The following is a 24,873-nucleotide window of genomic DNA, read 5'->3' on the forward strand; positions in this document are numbered from 1 at the left end:
TCGGCCTCAGTGGTGGGGGGCACCACCTGAGAAAGCCCCTGTGAAACATTCTGAACGGTTGCCATTTCCGGACCCTCTCACCACCCGGTAAGCGGCGGCGCCCCGGGTCAGGGCGCCGCCATCCGCCTGCCTTACTGCAGCAGGCTCAGCACCGACTGCGGCTGCTGGTTGGCCTGGGCCAGCATCGACGTACCCGCCTGCTGGAGCACCTGGGCCTTGGACAGCTTGGCCGTCTCGGCGGCAAAGTCCGCGTCCTGAATGCGGCTGCGCGCGGCCGAGAGGTTCTCCGAGCTGGTCTCGAGGCTCGAGACCGTGGACTCGAAGCGGCTCTGGATGGCACCGAAGGTACCCCGGAGCGAGTCGACGTCCGAGAGCGCGGAGTCGATGCGCTGGAGCGCCGCATCCGAGTTCGCGGCGGTCAGGATGTCCGAAGCGGACAGGGCCTTGGTGCCCGTGGTGTCGGTCGCAGTGGCGGCGACCGTGCTGAACGACTGCGACTCGCCGTCGTTGTTGGCCACGGAGATCTGGTTGTCGGAATCGAGGCGCACGCTGCCCTTGTAGACCGTGTACTCACCGCCGGTCGCCGTAATTCCGGTGTTGCCGAAGAAGCCGCCGACACTGGCCGAGCTGCCCACGGACTCCTTGATCTCGATGTTGCGGCCATCCTCCGCGCTCAGCACCAGCTTGCCGGAACCGTCCACCCGCGCACCCACGCCGGTCTCGTTGGAGGCGTTGTTGATCTGGGTGGCCAGCGCCTCGGCGCTGCTCACGTCCACGCTGCCCTCGGTCTGCTGGGTGATGGTCTTGCCGTTGATCTCGAGGGTGTAGGTCTCGGACGTGTTGGTGCTGTCACCGAAGCTCAGCTCGCTGAAGCTCAGGGTGGTCTGCGCCGCCTCTGCCGTTGCGGTCACGCCGTGGTCCTCGGTGCCCAGGTTGATCGCCTCGGCGATACCATAGGCGGAGTTGGCGCCGCGGCCCGCGCTCATCTCGTCGGAGGTCAGCGCGGAGCTAACGGACGCCACGTTGACACCGTTGATCGCCAGATCGCCGGAGCTGTCGAGGAAGAAATCGTTGCTGTTCGACGGCGCGCTGGTGGAAGCGGAGTAGTCGTTCAGCGCGTAGTCCGCCGTGGCGTGATTACCGATGGAGTTCGTCCGCATGCTGGAGCTGACGTCCACGGAGATGGTCTCGCCGACGTTGGCGCCCACCTGGAACTCCTCGGTGCCGAGGCTGCCGTCGAGGATATTACGGCCGTTGAACGCCGTGGTCTTGGCCAGACGGTCGTTCTCGGAGAGCAGCTGCTGGAACTCGGCGTCCAGCGACTCCCGGTCCTGGGTGGCGTTGGTGGCGTTACGCGACTGCACCGCCAGCTCACGCATGCGCTGGAGGTTGTTGGTCATCTGCTGGAGCGCGCCCTCGCCGGTCTGCGCCAGGGAGATGCCGTCATTGGCGTTACGTGCCGCCTGGTCCATGCCGTTGATCTGGGCGGTCATGCGATTGGAGATCGCAAGCCCCGCCGCGTCATCCTTGGCGCTGTTGATGCGCAGACCCGAGGAGAGACGCTCCATGGCCGTACGCATGGTGTCCTGGGTGTTGTTCAGGTGCCGCTGGGAATTCAGCGACGCGATGTTGGTGTTGATGACCTGTGCCATTGCTCAGTCTCCTTGCCAGATAGTCCGGAGCCCCGGATTGCGCTTCGGCGACCGGCCTGTCTGATGCACTGATGGCCGCCTTCAAACCCTCTATCGGCACCCCCGCGAAGGACTTTACCCCCTGACCACAAGAGATTATCCAATCGGCGACGGCACGCCCCTTGCAATGCCCCGTACGGGCCGCGGGAGGCGCCATGGCGGGGCCCGCTGGGCGGCAGGCGCCGTGGATGCGACACTCCCGCGTGGACGGACAAACAGGTGGAACGACAGACATGACTAACGCCGGCACGGACAACGAGCGCCTGGAGCTGGCCGACCTGCACCAGGGCGCCGGACGCCTGCAGGAGGCCGAGGCGGGCTACCGCGCAGTCCTCGCGGACGATCCCGAGAACGCGGACGCCTACAACGGCCTGGGTCTGCTCGCGATGCGGATCGGCCAGCACGACGTGGCCGGCCAGCTCTTCGGCATGGCCGTCGAGCTCGCCCCCGGCGATACGGTCTTCCTCTGCAATCAGGGCACCGCCCTGTACGGCGAGAGCCGTCTGGACGAGGCCCGGGCCGTATTCGAGCAGGCGCTGGCGCACGACGAACACTGCGCCAAGGCCCTGCTCAACATCGGCATTATCCATAAGGCGCGCCGCGAATACGCCCAGGCCACCGAGGTGCTCAACCGCGCCGTGGTCGCGGCCCCGCGGGATCCGGACGCCTTCGCCAACCTCGCCGAGGCGCTGCTGGAGATCGGCCAGCACGATTCGGCGGAGAACATCGCGCGGGCAGCAGTCAACCTCGACAACCGCCACGTCCTCGGACTCTTCGCACTGGCCTCCACCCTCGTGGCGCTGGCGCGCCCGCAGGAAGCGCTGGCCTGGGCGAAGCGCCTGGTGCGTTACGCCCCCGGCGAGGCACGCTTCCACCGGCTGCTCGCTGAGTGCCTCGCCCACTCCGGCGGCCACGAACAGGCCTACCGAGAGGCTCGCAAGGCGATCGCGCTGGCCCCCGAGGACACCGCGGGGCTGGGACTGATGGCGGAGATCCTGGCCGGCCAGGGGGAGTGGGACCAGGCGCAGGATGCGATCGAACGAGCACTGGCACTCAAACCCGGCGACGACCAGCTCGTCAGCATCAAGGCCCGGGTGCTGGAACGCAGCGGCCGCAAGGCCGAGGCCTTCGAGCTGGTCCGGCCGCTGATCGAGAACAACGCCACCGTGGCCCCGGGTACCCTGGGGGCCTATCTCACCCTCGCCCGCCGGATGGGCGAACAGAAGCAGGCCGCGGAGATCGTCGACCGCGCCATGTCCGGCAGGCTCGCCAGCCGCTCGCACTACGGCCTCTACTTCACCGCGGGGCAGCTCTACGACGACATCGGCGACTACGACCGGGCCTTCGACTTCTTCCGGCGCGGCAACGAGATCAAGCCCCGGACCTACGACCGGGCGTTCGCGGAAAAGCAGTTCGACGCGGTGACCACGACCTTCACGAAGGCGCTGTTCGAGCGCCTGTCGGGTATCGGCAGCGACTCCCGGCGACCAATCTTCATCGTCGGCATGCCCCGCTCCGGCACCAGCCTCACCGAGCAGGTCATCGCCAGCCACCCCGGCGTCACCGCCGCCGGCGAGCTACGCGAGATCCAGAGCATCGCCAACGCCCTGCCGGAGCTCATGGACGTCACCACCCCCTACCCGGAGTGCGTGCCGGAGCTCACCCGGGAGTCCGCGGCGAAGGCCGCCGGGCAGTACCTGGACTTCCTCGCTGAGCTGGCGCCGGACGAGACACTGCGGGTCACCGACAAGATGCCGCAGAACTTCATGCATCTCGGCCTGATCGCGCTGCTGTTCCCCAACGCGCGGATCATCCACTGCAACCGGAACCCGCTGGACACCTGCCTGTCCTGCTATTTCCAGAACTTCGCCGCCTCGGGCCTGCAGTTCGCCTACGACCAGGACAACCTGGCCCATTACTACCGCCACTACCGGCGCCTGATGGCCTACTGGCGGGAGGCGTTGCCGCTGTCGATCCACGAGCTGCACTACGAGCGCCTGGTCAGTGACCCGGAGCTGGAAATCCGCCGGATGCTCGAGTTCTGTGACCTGCCGTGGGACGACGCCTGCCTGGACCACACGCGCTCCGGCGTACGCACCCTGACGGCGAGCTACGACCAGGTCCGCCAGCCGATCTACACGAAGTCCAAGCAGCGCTGGCGGCACTACAAGAAGCACCTCAAGCCGCTGATCAACGGGCTGGGGGAGGCGCTGGCGTTCGAATAGGCGGGCGTTGGCGTGCCTTTGCGCGTGGCTTTCGGAGAGGGATGGGATGTCGCACACGGCCTCGCGGCCGTGCACGACCTACCGGCTGGGGTGGCGAACGCCGGCGGTGTGCGTTTTCGGGCCAGCGCAGCGGGCGCGTGGCACACCGCCGCTCGCCGTGCATGGCCCGCCCGGTGTGGTAGGTCGTGCGCCGAAGGCGTGCGACGTTCTCGTGCCGGATACCGTTCCTTGCAACCGCGAGTGCGATCCACGATGGTCGAACGACACGAATCGATCATCGGGGAACGCAGGGATGCGATACCGACGCCCATGGATACCGGGTGGTTCCTATTTCTTTACCGTTGTGACCTACCGGCGGCGGGCCGTGCTGTGCGACGCGGGCATCCGCGCCCTGCTCGGTGCCGCGATCCGCGGAACGCGCGAGCGCCGGCCGTTTCGCATGGAGGCGATCACGCTGCTGCCGGACCATCTTCACTGCGTGTGGACGTTGCCACCGGACGATGCCGATTTCGCCACCCGCTGGAGCCTGATCAAACGGGCCGTGACGGCGGGCGCGCAGCGCGGACGCATCTGGCAACCGAGGTTCTGGGAGCACTGTATCCGCGACGAGGCTGACTTCCGCAACCACCTCGATTATGTCCATTACAATCCGGTTCGCCACGGCCTCGTGGCCTGTCCGGCGGCGTGGCCGTGGTCGAGTTTTCATCGACTGGTACGCGCGGGTGTGTACCCGCCGTATTGGGGCGAGCAGGTGCCGTCCCTACCACCGCATGTCGGGCGTGAGTGAGTGGTGGGGTTGCAGGTGCCATGTCGCAGGCGGTTGGAGGCGCGCCCGACGGGGGATGTCGCACACGGCCTTTGGCCGTGCACGACCTACCGATGTTGGCGGACGGAGCAGCCGCCCACGTCCGCTCGCCGTGCATAGCCCGCCGGATGGGTAGGTCGTGCGCCGAAGGCGTGCGACGTTCTCGCCCCGGTAGGCGGGATGTCGCACACGGCCTGGCGGCCGTGCACGACCTACCGGGGGTGGCGGACGGAGCCGCACACGGCCGGTCGCCGTGCACGAGCTACCGGAATGGGGTCTTATGCGGGCTTACAGGTAGTTGAACAGGCTCATGCCCTGGATCTTGGAGTAACTCTGCTGGGCTGCCTGCATGCCGGTAAGGCGTCGTGAGAACTCGGAGATGGCGCTGGCGTAATCCAGGTCCTGGATCGTACTGCGCGCGCTCTTGAGCTCCAGCGCCGCGGCCTCGTTGGCATTGCGCTCGCTGTCCAGGCCGTTCAGCCGGCCGCCCACCTCGGCGCGGATCCGCTCGACGTTCTCCAGACCGGCGTCGACTTCCGCGAGCGCCCGGTCGCCGGCGGCCTGGAACGCACTCCGCCCCTGCTCCGTGTCGCTGGCGTTTTCCAGCGCGCTCGCGAACCGCTCGACCGCATCGAACATCGAGCGATCGCTGTCCGCCTGAATGGTGAGCGCATCGCCGTCCGCCGGCTGGCCGTGCAGGGTCAGCTCCACGCCCTGTTCTGGGAGCTGGATGCTCCGGCCGGCCTCGTAACGCCCGGTTATGGCGTTGCCGTCGCTGTCGGTAACCGCGTTGCCGCTGTCGTCGACGACCGCATAGTCGAACCCGCCGTCGGCGGTTTCCGTGAACCGGACCTCGTAGCCGGAGACGTCCTCGCGCTGGGTGACCGACGTGTTGACCGCCACTGCCGCCGTGGCCGTACCGGTGCTTCCTGTAGTGGCCGTCACCTCGTAGCTGGCCGGCATGTCCATGAAGGTCTCATAACCGGTATGGGTCGTCTCCATGCTCCGGCCGGCTCCCACCTGCAGACGGCGGGCGGTCTGGTCACCGGCATACTGGACGGTATCGTCCGCCTGCGTCTGGAACGGGCGGGTACCGCTCTGGGCACCGGCGAAAAGGTATTCGCCATTGCCGTCGGTGGTGTTGCCAAGCTGAACGAGGTGCTTCCACTGCTCGCGGACCTCGGCGGCGATCTTCTTGCGGTCCTCCGCCGTATTGCTGTCGTTCTTCGCCTGAACGGCGAGCTCGCGCACCCGCTGGAGAGTCGAGCTGACCTCGTTCAGGGTCGACTCCTCCAGCCCCATCCGCGACTCGGCAGCATCGATGTTGCGGTTGTAACGCTCCGTGCTCTCGATGCTCTGGGCGAGCTCCAGGACCCGCGCCGCACCGGACGGGTCGTCCGACGGGCTGAGTATGCGCTTGCCCGAGGCAATCTGCTCCTGGACCTTCGAGAGGGTGTTCTGCTGGTCAAGCAGCGCATTGAGGGCGGTCTGGTGATACTGGTTGGTAGAGATGCGGACCATGATCAGCCTCGTGTCGCCGACAGCAGCGCGTCGAAGGTGGTGCGGGCGATGGAGATGGACTGTGCGGCGGCCTGGTAGGCCTGCTGGAAGCGCATGAGGTCCGCCGCCTCCTCATCGAGGTTCACGCCGGAGACCTCGTCACGGGCGGCCCTCGCCTGCTCCAGCACGGATTCCTGGGCATCGCGGCCGGTCTGCGCCTGCAGGGTCTTCGTGCCGACCTCGCCGACCAGCCCGGCATAGAATTCCTGCAGGGTCGTGTCACCGCCGTCGAACACGCCCTGCTCGGCGATGTCGCCGAGGGCCACGGCATTGCTGCTGTCACCCACGGCGCCGGTATTGCGCTCCAGGGTGAACGCGTCGCCGACCTCGGGACGGCCGCTCAACGCGCCCGAGACGGTGGCAGTATTGCCACCGCCGAGCGCGACGTCCACCGAGAACGCCTTGCCCGCGGCGTCAGTCGCGGGATCGTAGGCGATCGTAACCGGGTTGCCGGCGCCATCGTTCACCGCGTTGCCGCCGCCGTCCACCAGCTCGTAGCCCGTGCCACCACCGGGCAGGCTGTCGGTGTATTCCAGCCGGTAGGCCGGCCCGCCCGACGGCAGACCGTCGATGCTGTCGACGCTGAAATCGTCGACAGCCGCATCACCGTCGTTGCCGCTGACCTCGCCCACCCGCAGCGGGGCGGCGACAGCGACCTGGCTGGCCCGGTCGATGGCGACCCGCATGCCTGTCGCGGCGTCCTGCAGTGGATCGACGCTGATGGTCGCACCATCGGAGGCACCGGAAACCTTACCCATGTCCAGGTTCATTCCGGCAAACGAGACGACCTGGTCATTGTCCTGAAACGTCTGCGTGTCGCCGGTGGCGACGTTCTCCGCAGTCCACTGCGAGCTCGCCTGGTCGAAGGTCAGGCGCACCCCGTTCAGGGCCGGTTCGCTCTCGGGGTCGAAGGCCGCAAATCCGCTGTCAACGGTGGCACCATCGGCGACGCTGCCGGGCCCGCCCAGCGAGAACAGGTCGCCGCCGAGGCCCCCTTCGTTGCCGCCTCCGAACTGCAGGCCGTCGCGATGCTGGGCATTGAACGTCTGCGCCAGGCCGGCGGCCATGCGGTCGATCTCCTCGCGGGTCGGGTTGAGTACATTCTCGCGATAGTCGAGCAGACCGCCGATCTCGCCACCGCCTATCTGGCGGGAAATGTCGGTGGTACCGCCGGAGCGGGTGGTGATCGCAACGTTCAGCCGAGTCGGGTCACCGTCGGGACGGACGGTGGTCAGCTCGGAGTTGCTGAATCCGGAAACCAGTGTCTGGCCGGTGCCCACGAAAACGTTCAGCGAACCGTCGCTCGCCTCCACCGTGCGGGTGTCCACGAGTCCGGAGAGCTCGCGGACGAGCTGGTCACGCTGGTCGAGCAGGTCGTTCGGCGGCTCGCCGAAGCGCCCGCTCTGTACCGAGATCTCCTGGTTGAGGTCCGCAATCGAGCCCGCGAGCTGGTTCACCTCGGCGGTCTTGCCCTTGAGCTGGGTATTGACGTCGTCATTGAAACCGCGGAGCTGCTCACCGACGCCGCGGAAACGGCTGGAGAGGTTGCGCGCCTGCGTGAGCAGCGTATCCCGACTGGTCGCGGACGATGGATCCGCGGCGACATCCTGGACCGCGCCGTAGAAATCCTGCAGGGCGCTGGAGATCCCCGAGGATTCGTCGCCGAGCATGTCGTCGATGCGCCCGGCGCTGTTGGCCAGGGTCTCCAGGCGCTGGTACTCGGACGTGTTGCGCTGTACCGAGGTCTCCCGGGTCTGGTCGAAGATCCGGCGCACGGTCTCCACCTCCACGCCGCTGCCGGAGAAGCCGTTGCCCGCACCAAGGGGCGTACGGGTGGCGAACTCCGTGCGCTGACGGCTGTAACCGTCGGTGTTGACGTTGGAGATGTTGTGCGAGGTGGTGTTCATCGCGCGCTGCAGGGCCTGCAGCGCGGAGACACCGTTTTCGAATACACCCATACCGGTTCCCTCGTCGGGCCCCTCGCGCGCTCACGCGGGGTACATGTCAGGTTGTCGACCGTTCGCCGGAATCCTTGAGACCCGCCATCGTGTCCCGGAGGGTGGGACCGTCAAGGATCCGGCGCAGTTTTTCCGAATAACGCGGGTCCGTCGCGTAGCCGGCGTCCTCCAGGGCGTCGGCGAATCCGGCGGGATCGTCGTCGCCCGCGTTCAACGCGTCGCGATAGCGGGGATTGCTCTGCAGGAAGTCCGCATAGTCTGCAAAGGCCTCGTCAACCGAGCGGTAGGCGCGGAACTCGGCCTGCTCGCGCACCGCCGCGCCGTCGCGGTATTCCAGCGTCGGCACCCGCACCCGGGCGCCCTGCCAGCCGTGGGCCTTGATGTTGAACATGTTGAAGCTCGGACTGCCGTCAGCGGCCTGCAGGGTTCTCGCCCCCCAGCCCGTCTCGAGGGCCGCCTGGGCCACCAGGGCCTCGGGGGGGACGCCAAGGCGCTCCGCGGTACGCCGGGCCGCGGGGAGGACGTCCTCGACAAAGGCCTGGGGGCTCTCCCAGCGTCCGCCACCGTCATCGCTGTCCGTTGCCCCGACGCTCTCGTCGGTCTGCCCGGCGGTGCCGCTCCCGGAAGCGGCGGCATCCGCCCCGGCGGCCGCCCAGCCGGTCGGCGGCGCAGCGGCGGGTACGGCCCGCTGCCGGTAATCCGCCAGTGACGTCCCGTTAACCACGCCCGCGCCGCCCTCGGCCTGGCCCCGCATCTGGCGCTCGACCATGGCGGCGATACCGAAGCCCTGACCGTCGGCGGTCTGCATCGCCACCTGCTTGTCGAAGAGCTGCTGGTACTGGCGCGTGGCGTTATTGGAGAACATCCCACCGTCACCGATGGAGGCATCGCGCATGCCCTTGAGCATCATCTGCACGAACAGCGACTCGAACTGCTTCGCCACCTGCCGGACGGCGTCCTCCCCGCCGGAACGGGCGTCCCGGCGCAAACGCGTCAGGTCGCCGGAGTTGACGGCGTTGTAGCCTCCCAGTCCATCGGCACGCATGGCGACGGCCTCAGATCACTATCAGCTCGGCACGCAGGGCGCCGGCCTTGCGCAGTGCCTGGAGGATGGCGACCAGGTCGCTGGGAGAGGCACCCACGCGGTTGACGGCATTGACGATCTCCGAGAGCTGGGTGCCGGGGCCGAACAGGAACATGGGGTTGTTCTCCTGATCGACCTGTACCCCGCTGTTCGGTGTGACCGTGGTCTGCCCCTGAGAGAGGGGCTCGGGCTGGCTGACCTGGGGATTCTCGGTGATGGTGACGGTCAGACTGCCATGACTCACCGCCGCGGCGCGCACCTCGACCTGGTTGCCGATCACCACGGTACCGGTGCGCGAATTGATGATCACCTTGGCCGGCGCCTCGCCGGGGTCGATCTCCAGGTTCTCAAGGAAGGAGACGAAACTCACCCGGGAGTCCCGGTTCGCAGGGGCACGCACGCTCACGGTGGCGGCGTCCATGGCGCTGGCGGTGCCGTCGCCGAGCTTGCCATTGACCTTGGCAGCGACACGTTTGGCGGTGGTGAAGTCCGGAGTGTGGAGGTTGAGCATCACCGTGCGACCCTTGCCGAAGCTGTCCGGCACCGTGCGTTCGACGGTGGCGCCGTTGGGGACCCGGCCGCTGGTCGGGATATTGACGGTGACGTTGGAGCCGTCGTTGCCGCCGGCGCTGAAGCCTCCGACGAGGAGATTGCCCTGGGCCATGGCGTAGACGCGGCCGTCCGCGCCCTTGAGCGGGGTCATCAGCAGGCTGCCGCCACGCAGGCTGTCGGCATTGCCGATGGAGGAGACCGTGACGTCGATGCGCTGGCCCGGCTTGACGAAGGGCGGGAGCTCGGCGCTGACCATCACCGCCGCGACGTTCTCGACCTGCAGGTTCTGGTCCGCCGGCAGGGTCACGCCCTGGCTGGCGAGCATCGACTTGATGCTCTGCACGGTGAACGGGGTCTGGCTCGTGCGGTCGCCGCTGCCGTTGAGGCCGACCACGAGGCCGTAGCCGACGAGCTGGTTCTCACGCACCCCCTGCACGGAGGCGAGGTCCTTGATCCGTTCCGACCAGGCCGGCGGCACGGCGAGCATCAGCGCAGTGAGCACGAGGAGAATGAGTCGCGTGCGTGTCATGTTCATGCCCTCAGAACGGCCAGACCACACTCAGGAAGAAGCGTCCCAGCCAGCCCATGCGACTGCTCGACGCCAGCGCACCGGAACCGGTGTAGCTGACCCGGGCGTTGGCGACGCGGGTGGAGGAGACGGTGTTCTGTGCATCAATGTCGTCCGGCCGGACCACCCCGGAGATGGTGACGTACTCCTCGCCCCGGTTCAGCGTGATCTGCTTCTGCCCCCGGATGACGAGATTGCCGTTGCGCTGCACGCGGACGACGGTGGCCGTCACCGTGCCCGACAGGGCGTTGCTCTGGGACGCGGAGCCGCCGCCGTCGAAGTCCTGCTCGCTCTGCACATCAAACGACAGCGGATTGCCGTCGACCGTGGGCGTCTTCCCCGCGAGGGTCGGCGACGGCATGCTGTAGCTGGAGCTGCGGCCGAGCGCCATGTTGGCGTTCTTGCTCGCGTCGGTCTCCTCCTCGAGCCGCACCGTCACGATGTCGCCGACGCGATGGGCGACGCGGTTCTCGAACAGCCGCGTATCCAGCCCTGGCTGGTAAATCGCGCCATTGTCCTGCTGCTCCGGCTCATAGAGCTTGGGCTGGGGCAACGGCTCCGGCGGTGTGCGTGGCGTGCTCGCGCAGCCGACGAGGAACAGCGCCACCAACAGGCAGGCGAGCAGCCCGCGCAGCATGCCGGCACGGCCGCCACCCGCGGCGGGCCATGACGTCACGCAGGTCGGCTGCTCCCGGCAGCCGACATCCCGCCAGATCGGCCGCGAACCTATCGCTCGGAAGCGATCGACAATCGGCGGTCCGCAACCGGCGCCTACCGGGACCGGGCTAGCGCCGGTCGCCGGTGGCCTCGGCGGCCATCTGCTCGAAGCTGGTATGGCGTACATCCTTGCCGCGGACGAAGTAGACCACGTACTCGCAGATGTTGCGGGCACGGTCACCGATACGCTCCAGCGAACGCGCCGACCACATGATATCCATCACCGGCGAGATCGCCTTGGGGTGATCCTCCATGTACTTCATCAGGTGGCGCATGATGCTGTCGTACTGCGCGTCAGCCGTGATGTCCTCCTGGGCCACCCGCACCGCCTGCTCGGCGTCCATGCGCGCGAACGCATCCAGGGCACCGCGAAGCATGCCCTTGACGTGCTCGCCCAGGGCCTCGATCTCACCCATGGGCCCGCTCTGGCGGTCCGCCTCCAGCAGATGCAGCGCCATGCGGCCGATACGCTCGGCCTCGTCGCCGATACGCTCCAGGTCCGTGATGGTCTTGATCACCGCGAGCACCAGGCGCAGGTCGCTCGCCGTGGGCTGGCGGCGGGCGAGCACCTGGGTGCACTCCTCGTCCAGCTCCACCTCGATGGCGTTGACCTTGTAGTCACTGGTGACGACCTTCTCGCCGCGATCCGTGTCGCCCTCCACCATCGCCACCAAGGCGTCGGCGAGCTGCTGCTCGACCATCCCGCCCATGGCCATGACGCGGTTGAGGATCGCCTCGAGCTCCTCGTTGAACTGCTGGGAGATGTGCTGGGAAATCGATTTCTTGTCCACCATCCTTTCCTACCCCGCTGGACCGGTGCTCAGCCGTAACGCCCGGTGATGTAGTCCTCGGTCTTCTGCTCACGCGGGTTGGTGAACAGCGTGTCGGTATCGTTGAACTCCACGACCCGCCCCAGGTGGAAGAACGCCGTGTAGCCGGCGACACGGGCGGCCTGCTGGAGATTATGGGTCACGATCACGATGGTGTAGTTGTCTTTGAGCTCGTCGATGAGCTCCTCGATGGTGGCCGTGGCCAGCGGATCCAGCGCTGAGGCGGGCTCGTCCATGAGGATCACCTCCGGATTCACCGCGATCGCCCGGGCGATGCACAGGCGCTGCTGCTGGCCGCCGGACAGCGCCGTACCGGGCGTGTGCAGCCGGTCCGCCACCTCGTTCCACAGCCCCGCGCGACGGATACTCATCTCCACGAGGTCGTCCATCTCCGAGCGGCCGTTCACGAGCCCGTGCAACCGCGGCGCGTAGGCGATGTTCTCGTAGATACTCTTGGGAAACGGATTGGGCTTCTGGAAGACCATGCCGACGTGGGAGCGCAGCTGCACGACATCCACGCTCGGGTCGTAGATGTCCTCGCCGTCGAGCTCCACGCGCCCCTCGATGTGCACCCCCGGGACCAGGTCGTTCATACGGTTGAGGCAGCGCAGGAACGAGGACTTGCCGCAGCCGGAGGGCCCGATCAGCGCGGTGACCTGACGCTCCTGGATGTCCATGTTCACGTCGAACAGGGCCTGGGTGTCGCCATACCACAGGCGCAGGTCCCGGACCTCCACCTTGGTCGGCGGCGTCTCCGAGTGACGGTCCCGTGGGGTGGCGGTAGTGTCTTCGGTGTCGGTGTTCGTCATCTCGGACCGGCTTTCAAGCGTTTCGGCAGAATACATAGCGTTACGGTCCCCTGGCTACCAGCGGCGTTCGAAACGGCGGCGCAACAGCACGGCGGCCGCGTTCATGGACAGCAGCACGACGAGGAGCACCACGATGCCCGCCGCCGTCTTCTCGACGTAGGCCCGCTCCGGCATGCTCGCCCAGGTGAAGACCTGGGCGGGCAGCACCGTCGCCGCCTGGGTGATGGAGGTCGGCGCATCCGGGATGTAGGCGATCAGGCCGACGATGATCAGCGGTGCCGTCTCGCCGATGGCCTGGGCCAGGCCGATGATCGTGCCGGTGAGGATCCCCGGCAGCGACAGCGGCAGGACGTGATCGCGCACCACCTGCCAGCGCGTCGCCCCCATGGCCAGGGCACCCAGCCGGATCGGGTCGGGCACCGCGCGCAGCGCCGCCCGCGAGGAGATGATGATGATCGGCAGCGTCATCAGCCCGATGGTCAGCCCGCCCACCAGGGCGGAGGAACGCGGCACACCGAAGAAGTTGATGAACACCGCCAGCCCCAGCAGGCCGAAGAGGATCGACGGCACCGCGGCAAGGTTGTTGATGTTCACCTCGATGGTCTGGGTGAGGCGGTTGTCCGGCGCGAACTCCTCTAGGTAGACGGCGGTCATCACGCCGATCGGAAAGGCGAACAGGAATGTCAGCACCAGCAGATAGATCGAGCCCACCGCCGCAGACCAGATGCCCGCCATCTCCGGCAGCTTGGAGTCGCCGTTGGTGAAGAACGGCGTATTGAACGCGGTGCGCAGCCGCCCGCTTTGCTCCAGCTCGTGGACGGTCTGCACGACGTCATCATCGAGCTTTTTGGTATGCCCCTTGCGGAACTGGTCGATGTCGGACTTCGCCGGCACCCAGCGCTCCACGGTGGTCCCCAGCAGGTCCGGGTTCTTCTCCACCTCCTGCGGGATCACCCGGAGCACGCCACGGGAGACGATGGGCCGCAGCTTGTCAGAGACCGCCAGCGGCGGCAGCTCCACCGTATCCTGGTTATAGGTGATCTGCGCCTTGACCTCGGTGTAGTAGAACGCCGGCAGCCCCTGGCTGAGGATGTCTGCGAAGAACGCCACCAGGAACGCCACGGCGAGCAGGATCGCGCCCCCGCAGATGGTGTGGAAGCGCCGCTCCGCGCGATAGCGCCGGCGCAGACGCGGATTGTCCCTGGAACCCTTGAGTTTCATGCGCTGGCCCCGTTCAGTCGTACTGCTGCTTGAAGCGCCGGACCATCACGGCGCTGATCACGTTGAGCGAGAGGGTGATGATGAACAGCACCAGGCCCAGGCCGAACGCCGAGAGCGTCGCCGGGCTGTTGAATTCCTGATCGCCCGTGAGTGCGTCGACGATACGCACGGTAACGGTGGTCATCGCCTCCAGCGGGTTCGCGGTCAGGTTCGGACGCAGGCCCGCGGCCATGACCACGATCATCGTCTCGCCCAGCGCCCGGGAGACGCCCAGCAGCGTCGCCGAGACGATGCCCGGCGTGGCCGCCGGCAGCAGGATCTGCTTGATGGTCTCGCTCTTCGTCGTACCGAGCGCATACGCCCCCTCCCGCAGGCTCTGGGGAATGGCGTTGATGACATCGTCGGACAGCGAGGAGATGAAGGGGATGATCATGATCCCCATCACCAGACCCGGCGAGAGGATGTTGTTGTAGGACGCGTCCAGCCCGAAAAACGCGGCGATATCCACGATCAGCGGGCTAACCGTGATCGCGGCGAAGAAGCCGTAGACCACCGTGGGGATACCCGCGAGCACCTCCAGAACCGGCTTGGCCATACCACGGACCCGGCGGCTCGCGTACTCGGACATGAAGATCGCGGAAAACAGTCCCACCGGAAGCGCCACCGCCATCGCAATGAGCGTGACCATGAACGTGCCCGCGAACAGCGGCACCGAACCGAAGGTATACCCCGAGGCGCCCGCCTCGCCGGCCCGGCCGGCACCGACCAGGAAGGCCTTGTCCGGCGCCCACTCCGTGCCGGTCACGAAGTTCCAGATGCTGACCACCTTGAAGAAGCGGATCGCCTCGAAAACGATGGACAGCACGATGGCGATCGTCGTGGCGATAGATACCAGCGCCGCCGCGAGCAGCAGCCAGCGCACCAGCCGGTCCAGGTGATTGCGTGCACGCAGCTCCGGGCGGATCCGGTGCAGCCCGGCGGCCAGACCGCCGGCGGCCAGCACCAGTGCGGCGGTAAAGGTCATCGTCACCGGCGGATGGGCAATGCCCAGCAGGCCGGCGAAGCTCGCCACCAGGGCCACCGCGATGGCCGGCATGGCCATCCAGACCACGGCGTACCAGCCATACTGCTGGGGCCGCGAATGCATGCGTTCACCGCCGCCGCGGGCCAGCGAGACCGCGCGCCGCCGCCCCATGACGAAGGCAGCATAGCTCAGGGGGATCAGTCCCCCGAAGAACACCAGGATTGCATTACCCGTATCCACCGGGCCCTCCGTTCAGCGTCTGCACCGCGGGTCGAGACTGGGCGCAAGCCTAAGGCAAACGCGCGCAAGCGCAACCCCTACCAAAGGAACCGGCCACCCTCCGGATGGCCGGTTCCAGTCGCGGGGCGCCGCCACGTGGGGTGATGGCGCTCCGCTCCACCTCACCGCGTGTTACTTGAGCTCGGAGAGCTTCAGCGGCTCGAGGTTCTTGACCACCTCACGGTACTTGTCCTGCACGTCCTGTGGCAGCGGGATCAGGCCAAGATCCTTGAGGTAGCCGACCCGGCTGATCATCTTCTTGCTCATGAACAGGTTGGCGTATTCCTGGATGCCCGGGACCTGACCGACGTGGGCGTTCTTGATGTAGAAGTACAGGCTGCGCGAGACCGGATAGTCACCCGAGGAGATCTTCTCCGGCTTCGGCTCGACACCGTCGATGGAGGCACCCATGATCTTGTCGGTGTTCTCCTCGAGGTAGCTGTAGCCGAAGATGCCGAACGCGTCGGTGTTCTGGGCCAGCTTCTGGACGATCAGGTTGTCGTTCTCGCCAGAGGGGACGTAGACGCCGTCCTGGCGGATATCGGTGTAGCCGCCGCCGTAGGCGTCGATGTCCTCGGAAGCGGCCTCCATGACCAGCTCCTCGAAGGCGTCACGGGTGCCGGAGGAGGTCGGCGGGCCGTAGATCACGATCTCGCGATCCGGCAGGCTGGAGTCGATCTGGTTCCAGTTGTTGTAAGGGTTGTCCACGAGCTTGCCGTCCTGCGGCACCTTGGCGGCCGTCGCCAGCAGCAGCTGCTCGCGGGTCAGGTTGATCGGCTCATCACCCGCGGACTGGGCGAAGACGATGCCGTCGTAGCCGACGACCGTCTCGGTGATTTCGGTCACGCCGTTGTCCTGGCAACGCTGGAACTCGCTGACCTTGATGCGGCGCGAGGCGTTGGTGATGTCCGGGGTGTCCTCACCGGCGCCCTCGCAGAAGAGCTTCAGGCCGCCGCCGGAGCCCGTGGACTCGATGACCGGCGTGGGGAAATCGGTAGTGGCACCGAACTCCTCGACCACATAGCTCGCGAAGGGATAGACCGTGCTCGAGCCGACGATGCGGATCTGATCACGCGCCTGCGCACCGGTGGCGGCGCCCAGAGTGATCACGGCGGCAGCCGCGATGGCGGACTTCTTCCAGGTCTGCATCAGGTAACTCCTCGTTGACGTCGGGCAGATATTCCCCCGTTCGGGGGCCTGGCAACGTGGCCCGGCCTGTTTTTCCCGCCGGGCAACTGGGCGCAAAGTCTAGGCATGGAAAATGACAAACATGTGAACGCAAGGCTGAAGTTCGATGGCAGCCCGCACCCGGACTCCGCACCGTACCCTCTAGCAGCGCGCCCCGGACGGGTCCATGCGTCAGATCACGCCCGCCGACCGGCGGCCGCCACGGGGGCAGGAAAGTGCCCGCGGGTGGCGTTGGCGATGCGCACCAGTGCGAGCATCAGCGGTACCTCCACGAGCACGCCCACCACCGTCGCCAGCGCCGCCCCCGACTGCAGCCCGAACAGCGCGATGGCCACCGCCACCGCGAGCTCGAAGAAATTGCTCGCCCCGATCATCGCACCGGGCGCCGCCACGCAGTGCGGCACCCGCCAGGCCCGCGCCCAGCCGTAGGCAAGGAAGAAGATCAGGAAGGTCTGCACGACCAGCGGCACCGCGATAAGCGCGATGTGCAGCGGCGCCCGCAGGATCACCTCGCCCTGAAAGGCGAACAGCAGCACCAGGGTAATGATCAGCCCCGCCGGGGTCACCGGGGCGATCCGGGCGAGGAAGACCTGCTCGTACCAGTCACCGCCGCGCCGCGCGGTAAGCGCCCGCCGTGTGAGATAGCCGGCGGACAACGGGATGACGATGTACAGCACCACCGACAGCGCCACCGTGTCCCAGGGCACCTGGATGCTGGAGACCCCGAGCAGGAACACCACGATGGGCGCAAAGGCGAACAGCATGATGAGGTCGTTGAGCGCGACCTGCACCAGCGTGTAAGCGGCGTCCCCGCGGGTGAGCGTGCTCCAGACGAACACCATCGCCGTGCAGGGCGCCGCCCCCAGCAGGATCGCGCCCGCGAGGTATTCGTTCGCCAGCGGCACCGGGATGAGCGGCGCGAAGACCACCTTCAGGAATAACCACGCTATGGCGAACATGGTGAACGGCTTGATCAGCCAGTTCACGGTGGTGGTGATGATCAGCCCGCGGGGCTGGTGGCGCACGCCGATGACCGCGGTGAAATCGATCTGCGCCATCATCGGGAAGATCATCGCCCAGATCAGCACCGCCACGGGGATCGACACGTGGGCATATTCCCAGCGCGCCAGGGCCTCGGGCACCGCCGGTGCAAACTGGCCCAGGGCGACCCCCGCCGCGATGGCCAGCGCCACCCACACGGAGAGGAAACGCTCGAATACGCCCATCCCCTCGCTGACGGCCGGTGCGGCGGTCTGTGTCTGTTGCTCGGCGTTCAAGGCGCCCCTCCTGTTGCCCGGCGCCTCACAGGGCGCGCTGATTGACCCGCGCCGAGAGCGCGTCAGCACTCTCGCGACGCTCGGAGTAGCGGTCGGTGAGTGCCCCGACACGGTCCCGGACCAGCCAGGTGAAGCGCACCAGTTCTTCCATGACGTCGACGATCCGGTCGTAGTACGGGGACGGTTTCATGCGATCGTCGTCCCCGAACTCCATGAAGGCCTTCGGCACCGACGACTGGTTGGGGATGGTGAGCATCCGCATCCAGCGCCCGAGCACGCGGAGCTGGTTGACCGCGTTGAACGACTGGGAGCCACCGCTGACCTCCATCACCGCTAGGGTCTTGCCCTGGGTCGGTCGCACGGCGCCCAGCGACAGCGGGATCCAGTCGATCTGCGCCTTGATGACGCCGGTCATCGCCCCGTGACGCTCCGGCGAGCACCACACCATGCCCTCCGCCCAGGTGGCGAGGTCGCGGAGCTCCTGGACCTTCGGATGCGCCGCATCCCCGGCGTCCGGCAGCGGCAGGCCGCTCGGGTGGAAGATGCGCGGCTCCGCGCCCATGGCCCGGAGCAGTCGCGTCGCCTCCTCGACCACGAGCCGGCTGAACGAGCGTTCCCGCAGCGAGCCGTAAAGCAGCAGGATACGCGGCGGGTGCGTCACCTCCGGCTTCAGGCCAAGCTCGGCGGGGTCCGGCGCACGGAACAGCTCCGGGTCGATATTGGGCAGGTCTTCATGCGCCATCGTCGTCACCCTCGTTGAGAAGCCGTGACACGCGCTCGCGGATTCCGTCACGGCAGGCGTGAAAGATGGCCCGGAGCGTGTCCCCGTCGCCATCGGCCCGGGCCGGGTCGTCCACGGCCCAGTGCACCCGTCGGGTGCCCGGCGGCAGGACCGGGCAATGCTCGTCGGCGTGTCCGCAGACGGTGACCACAAGATCAGCCCACTGCAGGTCCTCGCCGGTCAGCCGATGGGAGGCCTGCCCGGAGATATCCACACCGGCGTCGGCCATCGCCTCCACCGCCCGCGGGTGCAGCCCGTGGGCCTCGATGCCGGCGGAGCGCACGTCAACACGCTCACCACCGAGATGACGGGCCCATCCCTCGGCCATCTGGGAGCGGCAGGCGTTGCCGGTGCACAGGAACAGAATGCGGCGTTTCACGATTCCACGGCCCCCCGCTCAGCCACAGCGCGCGCCCGGGCGCTCCGGCATGGCGTCCAGGCGGTCCCGGTCGGCCGTGAATGGTGCCCGCGCCGCCAGCTCGCAAGCGGTGCTCTCCAGCACCCGCAGCTGCCAGGCGGGCAGGGACGGGGCGATCCGGTAATGGATCCACGCCCCTTCGCGGCGATCGCGTACCAGTCCGGCCTCACGCAGCGACGCCAGGTGGCGTGACATCTTCGGCTGGGAGACTCCGATCGCCGCGGTCAGCTCGCACACGCACAGCTCCCCGGCCGCATGCAGCAGCATGACCGCCCGTAACCGTGTCTCGTCACCCAATGCCCGGAAAAACGCCGAAGCGGCGCCGTCCATGACCCCGGTTACCGTCGCCGGCTCCCCCATGCATTCACCTCCATATCCCACGGCACAGCACCACCGGCCAATCCGGCACGCCAGTCCGTGAGGTTGTACCCCGGGAATATATTTGGATATTCGTATATACGCAATTACAGATATATTACCCGGGCCACGCTGGCTGCCAGTGACGACGCTGCCCGATGGGACATGGCGGCGAACGCCAGCGGGGCCGGTCGTCCGGACGGCACGGGGTTAACCGCGCCATCAAGGGATGCACGGCGCCGGAACCGGTGAACGGTCAGTGCCGGCGCTCGGCAGCCCCCGCACGGACCCGCCGGTAGACCGGAAACAGGCAGCAGAAGGTGCTGCCCTCGCCCACCCGGCTCTGGATGTCGAGCCGCGCACCGTGGCGCGAGAGCACGTGCTTGACGATGGCGAGCCCCAGCCCGGTGCCGCCGGAAGCCTGGCTGCGGCCACCGTCGACGCGGTAGAAGCGCTCGGTGAGGCGCGGGACGTGGTGGGCGGGGATGCCGGGCCCGGTATCCGCGACGCACAGGCCGGCGCCGCCCGCGCCCTCCTGCCAGCGCACGTCGATGTGCCCGCCCTCGGGGGTGTACTTCACCGCGTTGACCACGAGATTGCTGAACGCACTGCGCAACTCGCCCTCGTCGCCCTCCACCACCAGGGCCGGATCCGCGGTGAGGTGGATGACGTGCCGCCCGTCGCTGAGCGCCCGGGCCTCCTCCACCACGCCTTCGAGCATCGCAGCAACGTCCACCTGCCGCGGCTCGCGGGGCCGGTCAGCGGTCTCCAGGCGGGAGAGCAGGAGCAGATCGTCGATCAGCCGTCCCATACGCCGGGTCTGCTGGTCGATGAGCTCCAGCGAGCGGCTGATCTCCTCCGGCTCGCCGCCGAACTCCGCCAGCGTCTCGGACAGGCCCTGGATCACGGTCAGCGGGGTGCGCAGCTCGTGGGTGATGTTGGCGACGAAGTCCCGCCGGATCACCTCCAGGCGGTGCACGCGGGTGACGTCGCGGGCCAGCAGCAGGCGCCGGTCCTCGCCGTAGGGCACGATCCGGATCTCCAGGGTGAGCTCCTCGTCCACCGGCGAGGGGATCTTCACCGCCTCGTGGGTCTGTCCATTGGCGAGGAATTCGGCGAAGTCGGGATGACGCAGGAGGTTGGCGACACGCTGCCCCTGATCCAGCGGCCAGCGCAGCCCCAGGTAGCGCGCCGCCTGCGGGTTCCACCACTCCATCTCGCCACCGGCACGGAGAACGACGGCCGCGTCCGGCAGGGCGTCGCTGGAGGCCTTGAAGCGGTGCAGCAGCGAGACCAGACGCCGTCGACGGCGGACCTGGGCGCGCTGGCGGCGAAACAGCAGCTCCGCGATATGCGCCCAGACCCCCTCCAGCCGCGGCGGATGGACCCGGCGGCCCTGGCGGACCCAGCGCTCCAGGCGCATGAGCATACGCCCCTGCCACGCGATCCAGGCGAGCAGCACCAGCGCCAGCACCATCCACGGACGGCCGGCGAGTGCACCCACGACGAGCGCCCCCGCGACCATCAGGGCCACCTGCAGCCAGGCCTCCGGCCAGGGGTTGCGCGGCATCATCGGGGCGGCGCCGGGACGGTCACGCCTGGGCGGAGAAGCGGTAGCCCGTGCCCCGGACCGTCTGCACCAACCCGGCGTGGCCGGTGGGCTCCAGGCCCTTGCGCAGCCGACGCACGTGGACGTCCACGGTGCGCTCCTCGACGTAGACGTTGGTGCCCCAGACGTTGTCGAGGAGCTGCGAGCGGGTGAACACCCGTTCCGGGTGGGTCATGAAGAAGTGCAGCAGCCGGAACTCGGTGGGCCCCAGCTCCACGCTGTCCTCACCCGCATTGACCCGGTGACTGACGGGATCGAGCCTCAGCCCCTCCACCTCCACCGGCGACTCGCCGGCAGTGGGCTGGGTACGGCGCAGCACCGCCTTGATCCGCGCGATCACCTCCCGCGGGGAGAAGGGCTTGCTGATGTAGTCGTCCGCGCCGGTGTCGAGGCCGCGCACACGGTCCTCCTCCTCGCCGCGGGCCGTAAGCATGATGATGGGGATGTCGCGGAAGTCGGGACGGCGCTTGAGCCCGCGGGCAAAATCGAGCCCGCTCTGGCCCGGCAGCATCCAGTCCAGCAGGACCAGATCCGGGCGCGCCAGGCGCATCGCCGCCTCGGCATCCTCCGCCGATTCGGCGTGACGGACCTCGAAGCCGGCACGGCCCAGGCCCATGGCGATCATCTCGCGGATCGGTGCCTCGTCCTCGACGATCAGAATGCTCGCAGCCATAACTCATCCATCCTCTGAGATCGCGCGGCATTATCCACGTAAAAGGTGACAGCACCATGACAGGAGCCCGCCGTCTCAGGAACGCTCCAGTATGCCCTCCGGGGCCGCCGCCTCCTCCTCCGCCGCACCGGACCGAAGCCCTCTCCGGACATCCTCGCAGGTGGCGCGGGCGAGTTCGCTGCGGCCGAGCTCTTCGGTGGTCCGGGGCGGCCCGACCGTCACCGTCACGGTCAGCCGGGGATAGCCCGCCACCTGCCAGAGGTTGGTGACCAGGCTCTGATCGTCGGTAAAGGGCACGGCCTCGGCGTGACCGTCGTCGGTATGGTAACGCAGTGCCACCGCCTGCACCGGCGCACCGGCATCAATGGCCGCCTGGTAGAGCCGGGCGCGAAACGGGCGCACCCCGAGCCCGTCACCGGTGGTCCCCTCCGGGAAGAAGAGCACGCGGGCACCGGCATGCAGGCGATCGCGCATGGCCGCCACCGCACGCGCCGCGGCCGCCTGACGCCCGCGCTCGATATAGACCGTCCCCAGCGCCGTCGCCGCCTGCCCGATCACCGGCCAGCGGCGTACCTCCGACTTGCTCAGAAAGGCCACCGGCCAGAGCGCGGCGAGGCACACGATATCCAGCCACGAGACGTGGTTGGAGACCAGTAGCACCGGTCCAGGCACCGGGCGGTCGCCGCGCACGACCAGCCGCGCACCCAGCAGCCGGCAAAGGCCCCGGCACCACTGGCGCTGCGCCCAGCGGCCGAGCCCGTGGGGCGGCACGCCGGCGCGGCGCTCCAGCGCCACCGCGGAAACGATCCAGACCCCGCCGATCAGCGTGTACACTCCGGCGAGGACGACCCGCAGCAGTCGTCTCATTCCGCGTAGATCTCCCTCAGCGAGGCGATGACACGCTCCAGCGCCTGGTCGAACGCCGCCACCTCCTCGAGCTCCACCACGTCGGCATCACGCACCGCCCGGGCCATCTCCGCCGCCGCGTACTCGGCGACGCGGAAACCGGCACGGTTCACGAACACGTAACGCCGTCCCTCGTCGAGACGCGCGGAGAGCTTGGCGCGGACCACCGGATCATGGTCGCGCAGCTCGAACCAGCTGCCCACGCCGAGCGACTCCACCCGTGCCATGTCCTCGGCGTCCGGTGGCCGCTGTCCCCAGCCCGCCGCGGACGACGACGTCTCCGCAGTCCGCGAGGACGCGGACCCGTCGGCGCCCTCCTCCTCGCCGGCCGGGTCCTCCCCCGGCGTGAGACAGCGCAGGTGAACCGACTCCAGGTCACGAAACAGCTGGGTCATTTCGTGAGGGTTGTACATGATGCCGTTGAGGCCCTCGCGAAGGTCCTGGAGCAGCCGCGGCATGAGCTGGAGCATGCGCTGGCGTTCGTCGGCATCGCGTTTGGGCCGCACGCTCCAGAGCAGCTCGTCCATGACCGTGAGCTGACGCCGCCAGGTCTCGCTCTCACGGCCCTCGCGCACGGCGGTGATGAACAGGACCCGGAACCATGCCTCCTCGAGCAGCCGGACCACTACCGTCGGCACCCGCTGCTCTGCGAGCCGCGCCTCCACCTCCGACTGGACCGCCTCGCGGGCGACCTCCACACGCAGGTTGCCCTCGGCGGTCTGGCGCGTGCGCTGCTCGATGACCCGGGCACGCTCCTGCTCGCGCTCGACGAAATAGCGTATATCCCGCAGCGCGACGTCGAAGACCCGGACGTCATCCTGGTAGCGGGTGACCACGCGCTCGACCACCTCCGTCACCTTGCAATAGAGGGGGTCGGTGTCGAGGTCCTGGGGCTCGGTCCAGCCCGTGGCCGCGCCGGCGAGCTCGTTGATCAGGCGGCGGGCTGGGTGTTCGGGCTGGCTGAAGAGCTTGCGGTCACGCAGCGCCACCCGCAGCACGGGTATCTGCAGCCGCGCGATCACCACCCGCAGCGACGGTGCCAGCCTGGGATCGGCGAGCAGATTGTCGAAAAGCATGCTCACGAGGTCGATGACATCGTCCACCGACGCCTCAAGGGCAGTGGCGTGGCCGTGCTCGCCCAGCCAGTGATTGACCTGGGCCTTGATCCGGTCCGGGTCGGTCTCCTCGCTGTCGAGCACCTCCTGCTGCAGGGCCGTCAGCGCGCGCAGGACCACCCGGCGATCCGCGACGCCGCCGGCAGCGCCGGCCGCTCCGCCCCCTCCGGGACCGGCACCGTCTCCGCCACCGGGGCCCCCGGTGCCGGTTCCAGTGCCGGCGGTGGCGCCGCTTCCCGGGGCGGCCTCGGCTCCGGCACCGCCCCATCCGCCACCGCCATTGCCCGGCGAGACGGCGGGGCGCGCCTGATGCTTCATGCGGCGCATCAGCCGGTAGAGCAGCTCGGCGACACCCCGCTCATCGTCGGCGCCGTCATCGTCTTTCCCGTCGGGGTCCTCCGGCGGCGCGGGTGCCGCCGGCTCCGCGGCGTCGCGGGTCTCCTCCGGTGTCTCGCCCTCGGGCCGCTCGGCGCGCTCATCCTCCGTGTCCGCACGCGCGCCCGCCGCCTCGAGCTTGGCGTCCACGGCCTTGAGCACGCGGGGCAGCTCCAGGTCGAGGGTGCGCTCGAAGAGCTTGTAGAGGATCAGCCGGGGATTGAGCGCGATGTCCACGTCCTGCATGGCCAGGGAGAAGGCCAGCACGACGGTGTGGGGATGGAACGGACTCGCATCCGAGGTGAGCTCGTCGAGTTTGAGCAGATGACGCAGGCGCGCGTTGACGCTGCCGACGAGCACACCGTGACGGCCGCGCAGGCGCGTGGTCGCCGACTCGATGGCAACCGCCTCCTCGAGACGGCGGTCGTCCATGAGGGTGAGGTCCTCGCTGTCGGCGTCACCGGCGGTCTCGCGCGAACGCAGGGGGGCAGGCCGGTGGCGGGCAAGGCCGCTGAACAGTCCCTCCAGCGTCTCGCGGAATTGCGCGACCACCCGCCGGCGCTGCAGGCGCAGCTCGCGCATGGCCTGGAAATAGGCCTCCTGGGTATCCGCCTCCGCGGCACGCTCGGCGCGCTCGAAGAGGACGTCGTCACTGCGGTCCAGGGTCCGGGTCGCGGTGCGCACCAGACGTTCGGTGGCAAGATGGCGCAGGTCCTGCACGACCTCGGAGACGCGCTGGCGATGCCCGTCCCTCAGGTACACGACCTTGTCATCGGCGTTCATAACCCTCCCGTCACGCTAAACACCCCCTTGGACGGAATACCGCGCCCATTCCACCGTTTATACATCAC

Annotated in this window: 21 protein-coding genes; 2 read left to right on the top strand and 19 right to left on the bottom strand. The window is 68.1% G+C overall.

All coding sequences use genetic code 11. The features are described from left to right. Positions 1-131: 131 nt before the first annotated feature. Positions 132-1,652 (bottom strand): flagellin, encoded by a 1,521-nt coding sequence (locus ACEZHJ_RS10370; protein ID WP_018717357.1) that lies wholly within the window; start codon positions 1,650-1,652, stop codon positions 132-134. Between the two features lie 272 nt (positions 1,653-1,924). Between ACEZHJ_RS10370 and ACEZHJ_RS10375 the strand changes: the two genes are divergently transcribed. Both ACEZHJ_RS10375 and ACEZHJ_RS10380 read left to right on the top strand, forming a co-directional pair. Beyond that, complete coding sequence (locus tag ACEZHJ_RS10375) at positions 1,925-3,916, top strand: tetratricopeptide repeat-containing sulfotransferase family protein (RefSeq protein ID WP_163138569.1); 1,992 nt, start codon at positions 1,925-1,927, stop codon at positions 3,914-3,916. A 292-nt stretch (positions 3,917-4,208) separates the two neighbouring features. Further along, positions 4,209-4,703 (top strand): transposase, encoded by a 495-nt coding sequence (locus ACEZHJ_RS10380; RefSeq protein WP_026320969.1) that lies wholly within the window; start codon positions 4,209-4,211, stop codon positions 4,701-4,703. A 306-nt stretch (positions 4,704-5,009) separates the two neighbouring features. Here ACEZHJ_RS10380 and flgL read toward each other — a convergent pair whose 3' ends face one another. The 18 genes from flgL to ACEZHJ_RS10470 all read right to left on the bottom strand — a co-directional run bounded on the left by flgL (position 5,010) and on the right by ACEZHJ_RS10470 (position 24,805). Next, positions 5,010-6,242 carry a flagellar hook-associated protein FlgL gene (gene flgL, locus ACEZHJ_RS10385; RefSeq protein ID WP_259199710.1) on the bottom strand — a complete coding sequence of 411 codons (1,233 nt, stop codon included), beginning with the start codon at positions 6,240-6,242 and terminating at the stop codon, positions 5,010-5,012. 2 nt (positions 6,243-6,244) lie between these two features. Beyond that, entirely contained in the window at positions 6,245-8,239 is a 1,995-nt protein-coding gene (flgK, locus tag ACEZHJ_RS10390) for a flagellar hook-associated protein FlgK (protein WP_163138567.1), read from the bottom strand. Positions 8,240-8,285: 46 nt separating this feature from the next. Continuing rightward, a complete protein-coding gene (flgJ, locus tag ACEZHJ_RS10395; RefSeq protein ID WP_163138566.1) occupies positions 8,286-9,284 on the bottom strand; it encodes a flagellar assembly peptidoglycan hydrolase FlgJ in 999 nt (332 codons plus the stop codon). Between the two features lie 10 nt (positions 9,285-9,294). Next, complete coding sequence (locus tag ACEZHJ_RS10400) at positions 9,295-10,410, bottom strand: flagellar basal body P-ring protein FlgI (protein WP_018717351.1); 1,116 nt, start codon at positions 10,408-10,410, stop codon at positions 9,295-9,297. Positions 10,411-10,414: 4 nt separating this feature from the next. After that, on the bottom strand, positions 10,415-11,119 hold the full coding sequence (locus ACEZHJ_RS10405; protein WP_245558743.1) for a flagellar basal body L-ring protein FlgH: 705 nt from the start codon (positions 11,117-11,119) through the stop codon (positions 10,415-10,417). A 109-nt stretch (positions 11,120-11,228) separates the two neighbouring features. Then, the gene (gene phoU, locus ACEZHJ_RS10410) at positions 11,229-11,954 is read right to left on the bottom strand and encodes a phosphate signaling complex protein PhoU (protein ID WP_018717969.1); all 726 of its coding nucleotides are present in this window, start codon (positions 11,952-11,954) and stop codon (positions 11,229-11,231) included. A gap of 26 nt (positions 11,955-11,980) precedes the next feature. Continuing rightward, positions 11,981-12,799 carry a phosphate ABC transporter ATP-binding protein PstB gene (pstB, locus tag ACEZHJ_RS10415; RefSeq protein WP_163139066.1) on the bottom strand — a complete coding sequence of 273 codons (819 nt, stop codon included), beginning with the start codon at positions 12,797-12,799 and terminating at the stop codon, positions 11,981-11,983. Between the two features lie 54 nt (positions 12,800-12,853). Next, positions 12,854-14,020: a phosphate ABC transporter permease PstA gene (gene pstA / locus ACEZHJ_RS10420; protein ID WP_163139065.1), complete on the bottom strand. Its 1,167-nt coding sequence runs from the start codon at positions 14,018-14,020 to the stop codon at positions 12,854-12,856. 13 nt (positions 14,021-14,033) lie between these two features. Further along, positions 14,034-15,284, bottom strand: a complete 1,251-nt coding sequence (gene pstC, locus ACEZHJ_RS10425; protein WP_163139064.1) for a phosphate ABC transporter permease subunit PstC — start codon at positions 15,282-15,284, stop codon at positions 14,034-14,036. Positions 15,285-15,455: 171 nt separating this feature from the next. After that, positions 15,456-16,472 (bottom strand): PstS family phosphate ABC transporter substrate-binding protein, encoded by a 1,017-nt coding sequence (locus tag ACEZHJ_RS10430; protein WP_163139063.1) that lies wholly within the window; start codon positions 16,470-16,472, stop codon positions 15,456-15,458. Positions 16,473-16,687: 215 nt separating this feature from the next. Next, complete coding sequence (arsB, locus tag ACEZHJ_RS10435; RefSeq protein WP_084594147.1) at positions 16,688-17,737, bottom strand: ACR3 family arsenite efflux transporter; 1,050 nt, start codon at positions 17,735-17,737, stop codon at positions 16,688-16,690. Between the two features lie 76 nt (positions 17,738-17,813). Then, on the bottom strand, positions 17,814-18,530 hold the full coding sequence (gene arsH, locus ACEZHJ_RS10440) for an arsenical resistance protein ArsH (protein ID WP_018717963.1): 717 nt from the start codon (positions 18,528-18,530) through the stop codon (positions 17,814-17,816). Next, positions 18,520-18,948, bottom strand: coding sequence for an arsenate reductase ArsC (locus ACEZHJ_RS10445; RefSeq protein ID WP_018717962.1), 429 nt, complete (start codon positions 18,946-18,948; stop codon positions 18,520-18,522). Before ACEZHJ_RS10445 ends, arsH begins: the two co-directional genes overlap by 11 nt. 18 nt (positions 18,949-18,966) lie before the next feature. Further along, on the bottom strand, positions 18,967-19,347 hold the full coding sequence (locus tag ACEZHJ_RS10450) for a metalloregulator ArsR/SmtB family transcription factor (protein ID WP_018717961.1): 381 nt from the start codon (positions 19,345-19,347) through the stop codon (positions 18,967-18,969). Positions 19,348-19,600: 253 nt separating this feature from the next. Next, the gene (phoR, locus tag ACEZHJ_RS10455) at positions 19,601-20,917 is read right to left on the bottom strand and encodes a phosphate regulon sensor histidine kinase PhoR (protein ID WP_018717960.1); all 1,317 of its coding nucleotides are present in this window, start codon (positions 20,915-20,917) and stop codon (positions 19,601-19,603) included. A 19-nt stretch (positions 20,918-20,936) separates the two neighbouring features. Continuing rightward, on the bottom strand, positions 20,937-21,626 hold the full coding sequence (phoB, locus tag ACEZHJ_RS10460; RefSeq protein ID WP_018717959.1) for a phosphate regulon transcriptional regulator PhoB: 690 nt from the start codon (positions 21,624-21,626) through the stop codon (positions 20,937-20,939). A 75-nt stretch (positions 21,627-21,701) separates the two neighbouring features. After that, positions 21,702-22,493, bottom strand: coding sequence for a 1-acyl-sn-glycerol-3-phosphate acyltransferase (locus ACEZHJ_RS10465; RefSeq protein ID WP_018717958.1), 792 nt, complete (start codon positions 22,491-22,493; stop codon positions 21,702-21,704). Then, positions 22,490-24,805, bottom strand: a complete 2,316-nt coding sequence (locus ACEZHJ_RS10470; RefSeq protein ID WP_163139061.1) for a DUF1631 family protein — start codon at positions 24,803-24,805, stop codon at positions 22,490-22,492. Before ACEZHJ_RS10470 ends, ACEZHJ_RS10465 begins: the two co-directional genes overlap by 4 nt. Positions 24,806-24,873 lie beyond the last annotated feature (68 nt).

The sequence above is a fragment of the Arhodomonas sp. KWT2 genome (assembly GCF_041949875.1).
GTDB classification, from domain to species: Bacteria; Pseudomonadota; Gammaproteobacteria; order Nitrococcales; family Nitrococcaceae; genus Arhodomonas; species Arhodomonas aquaeolei.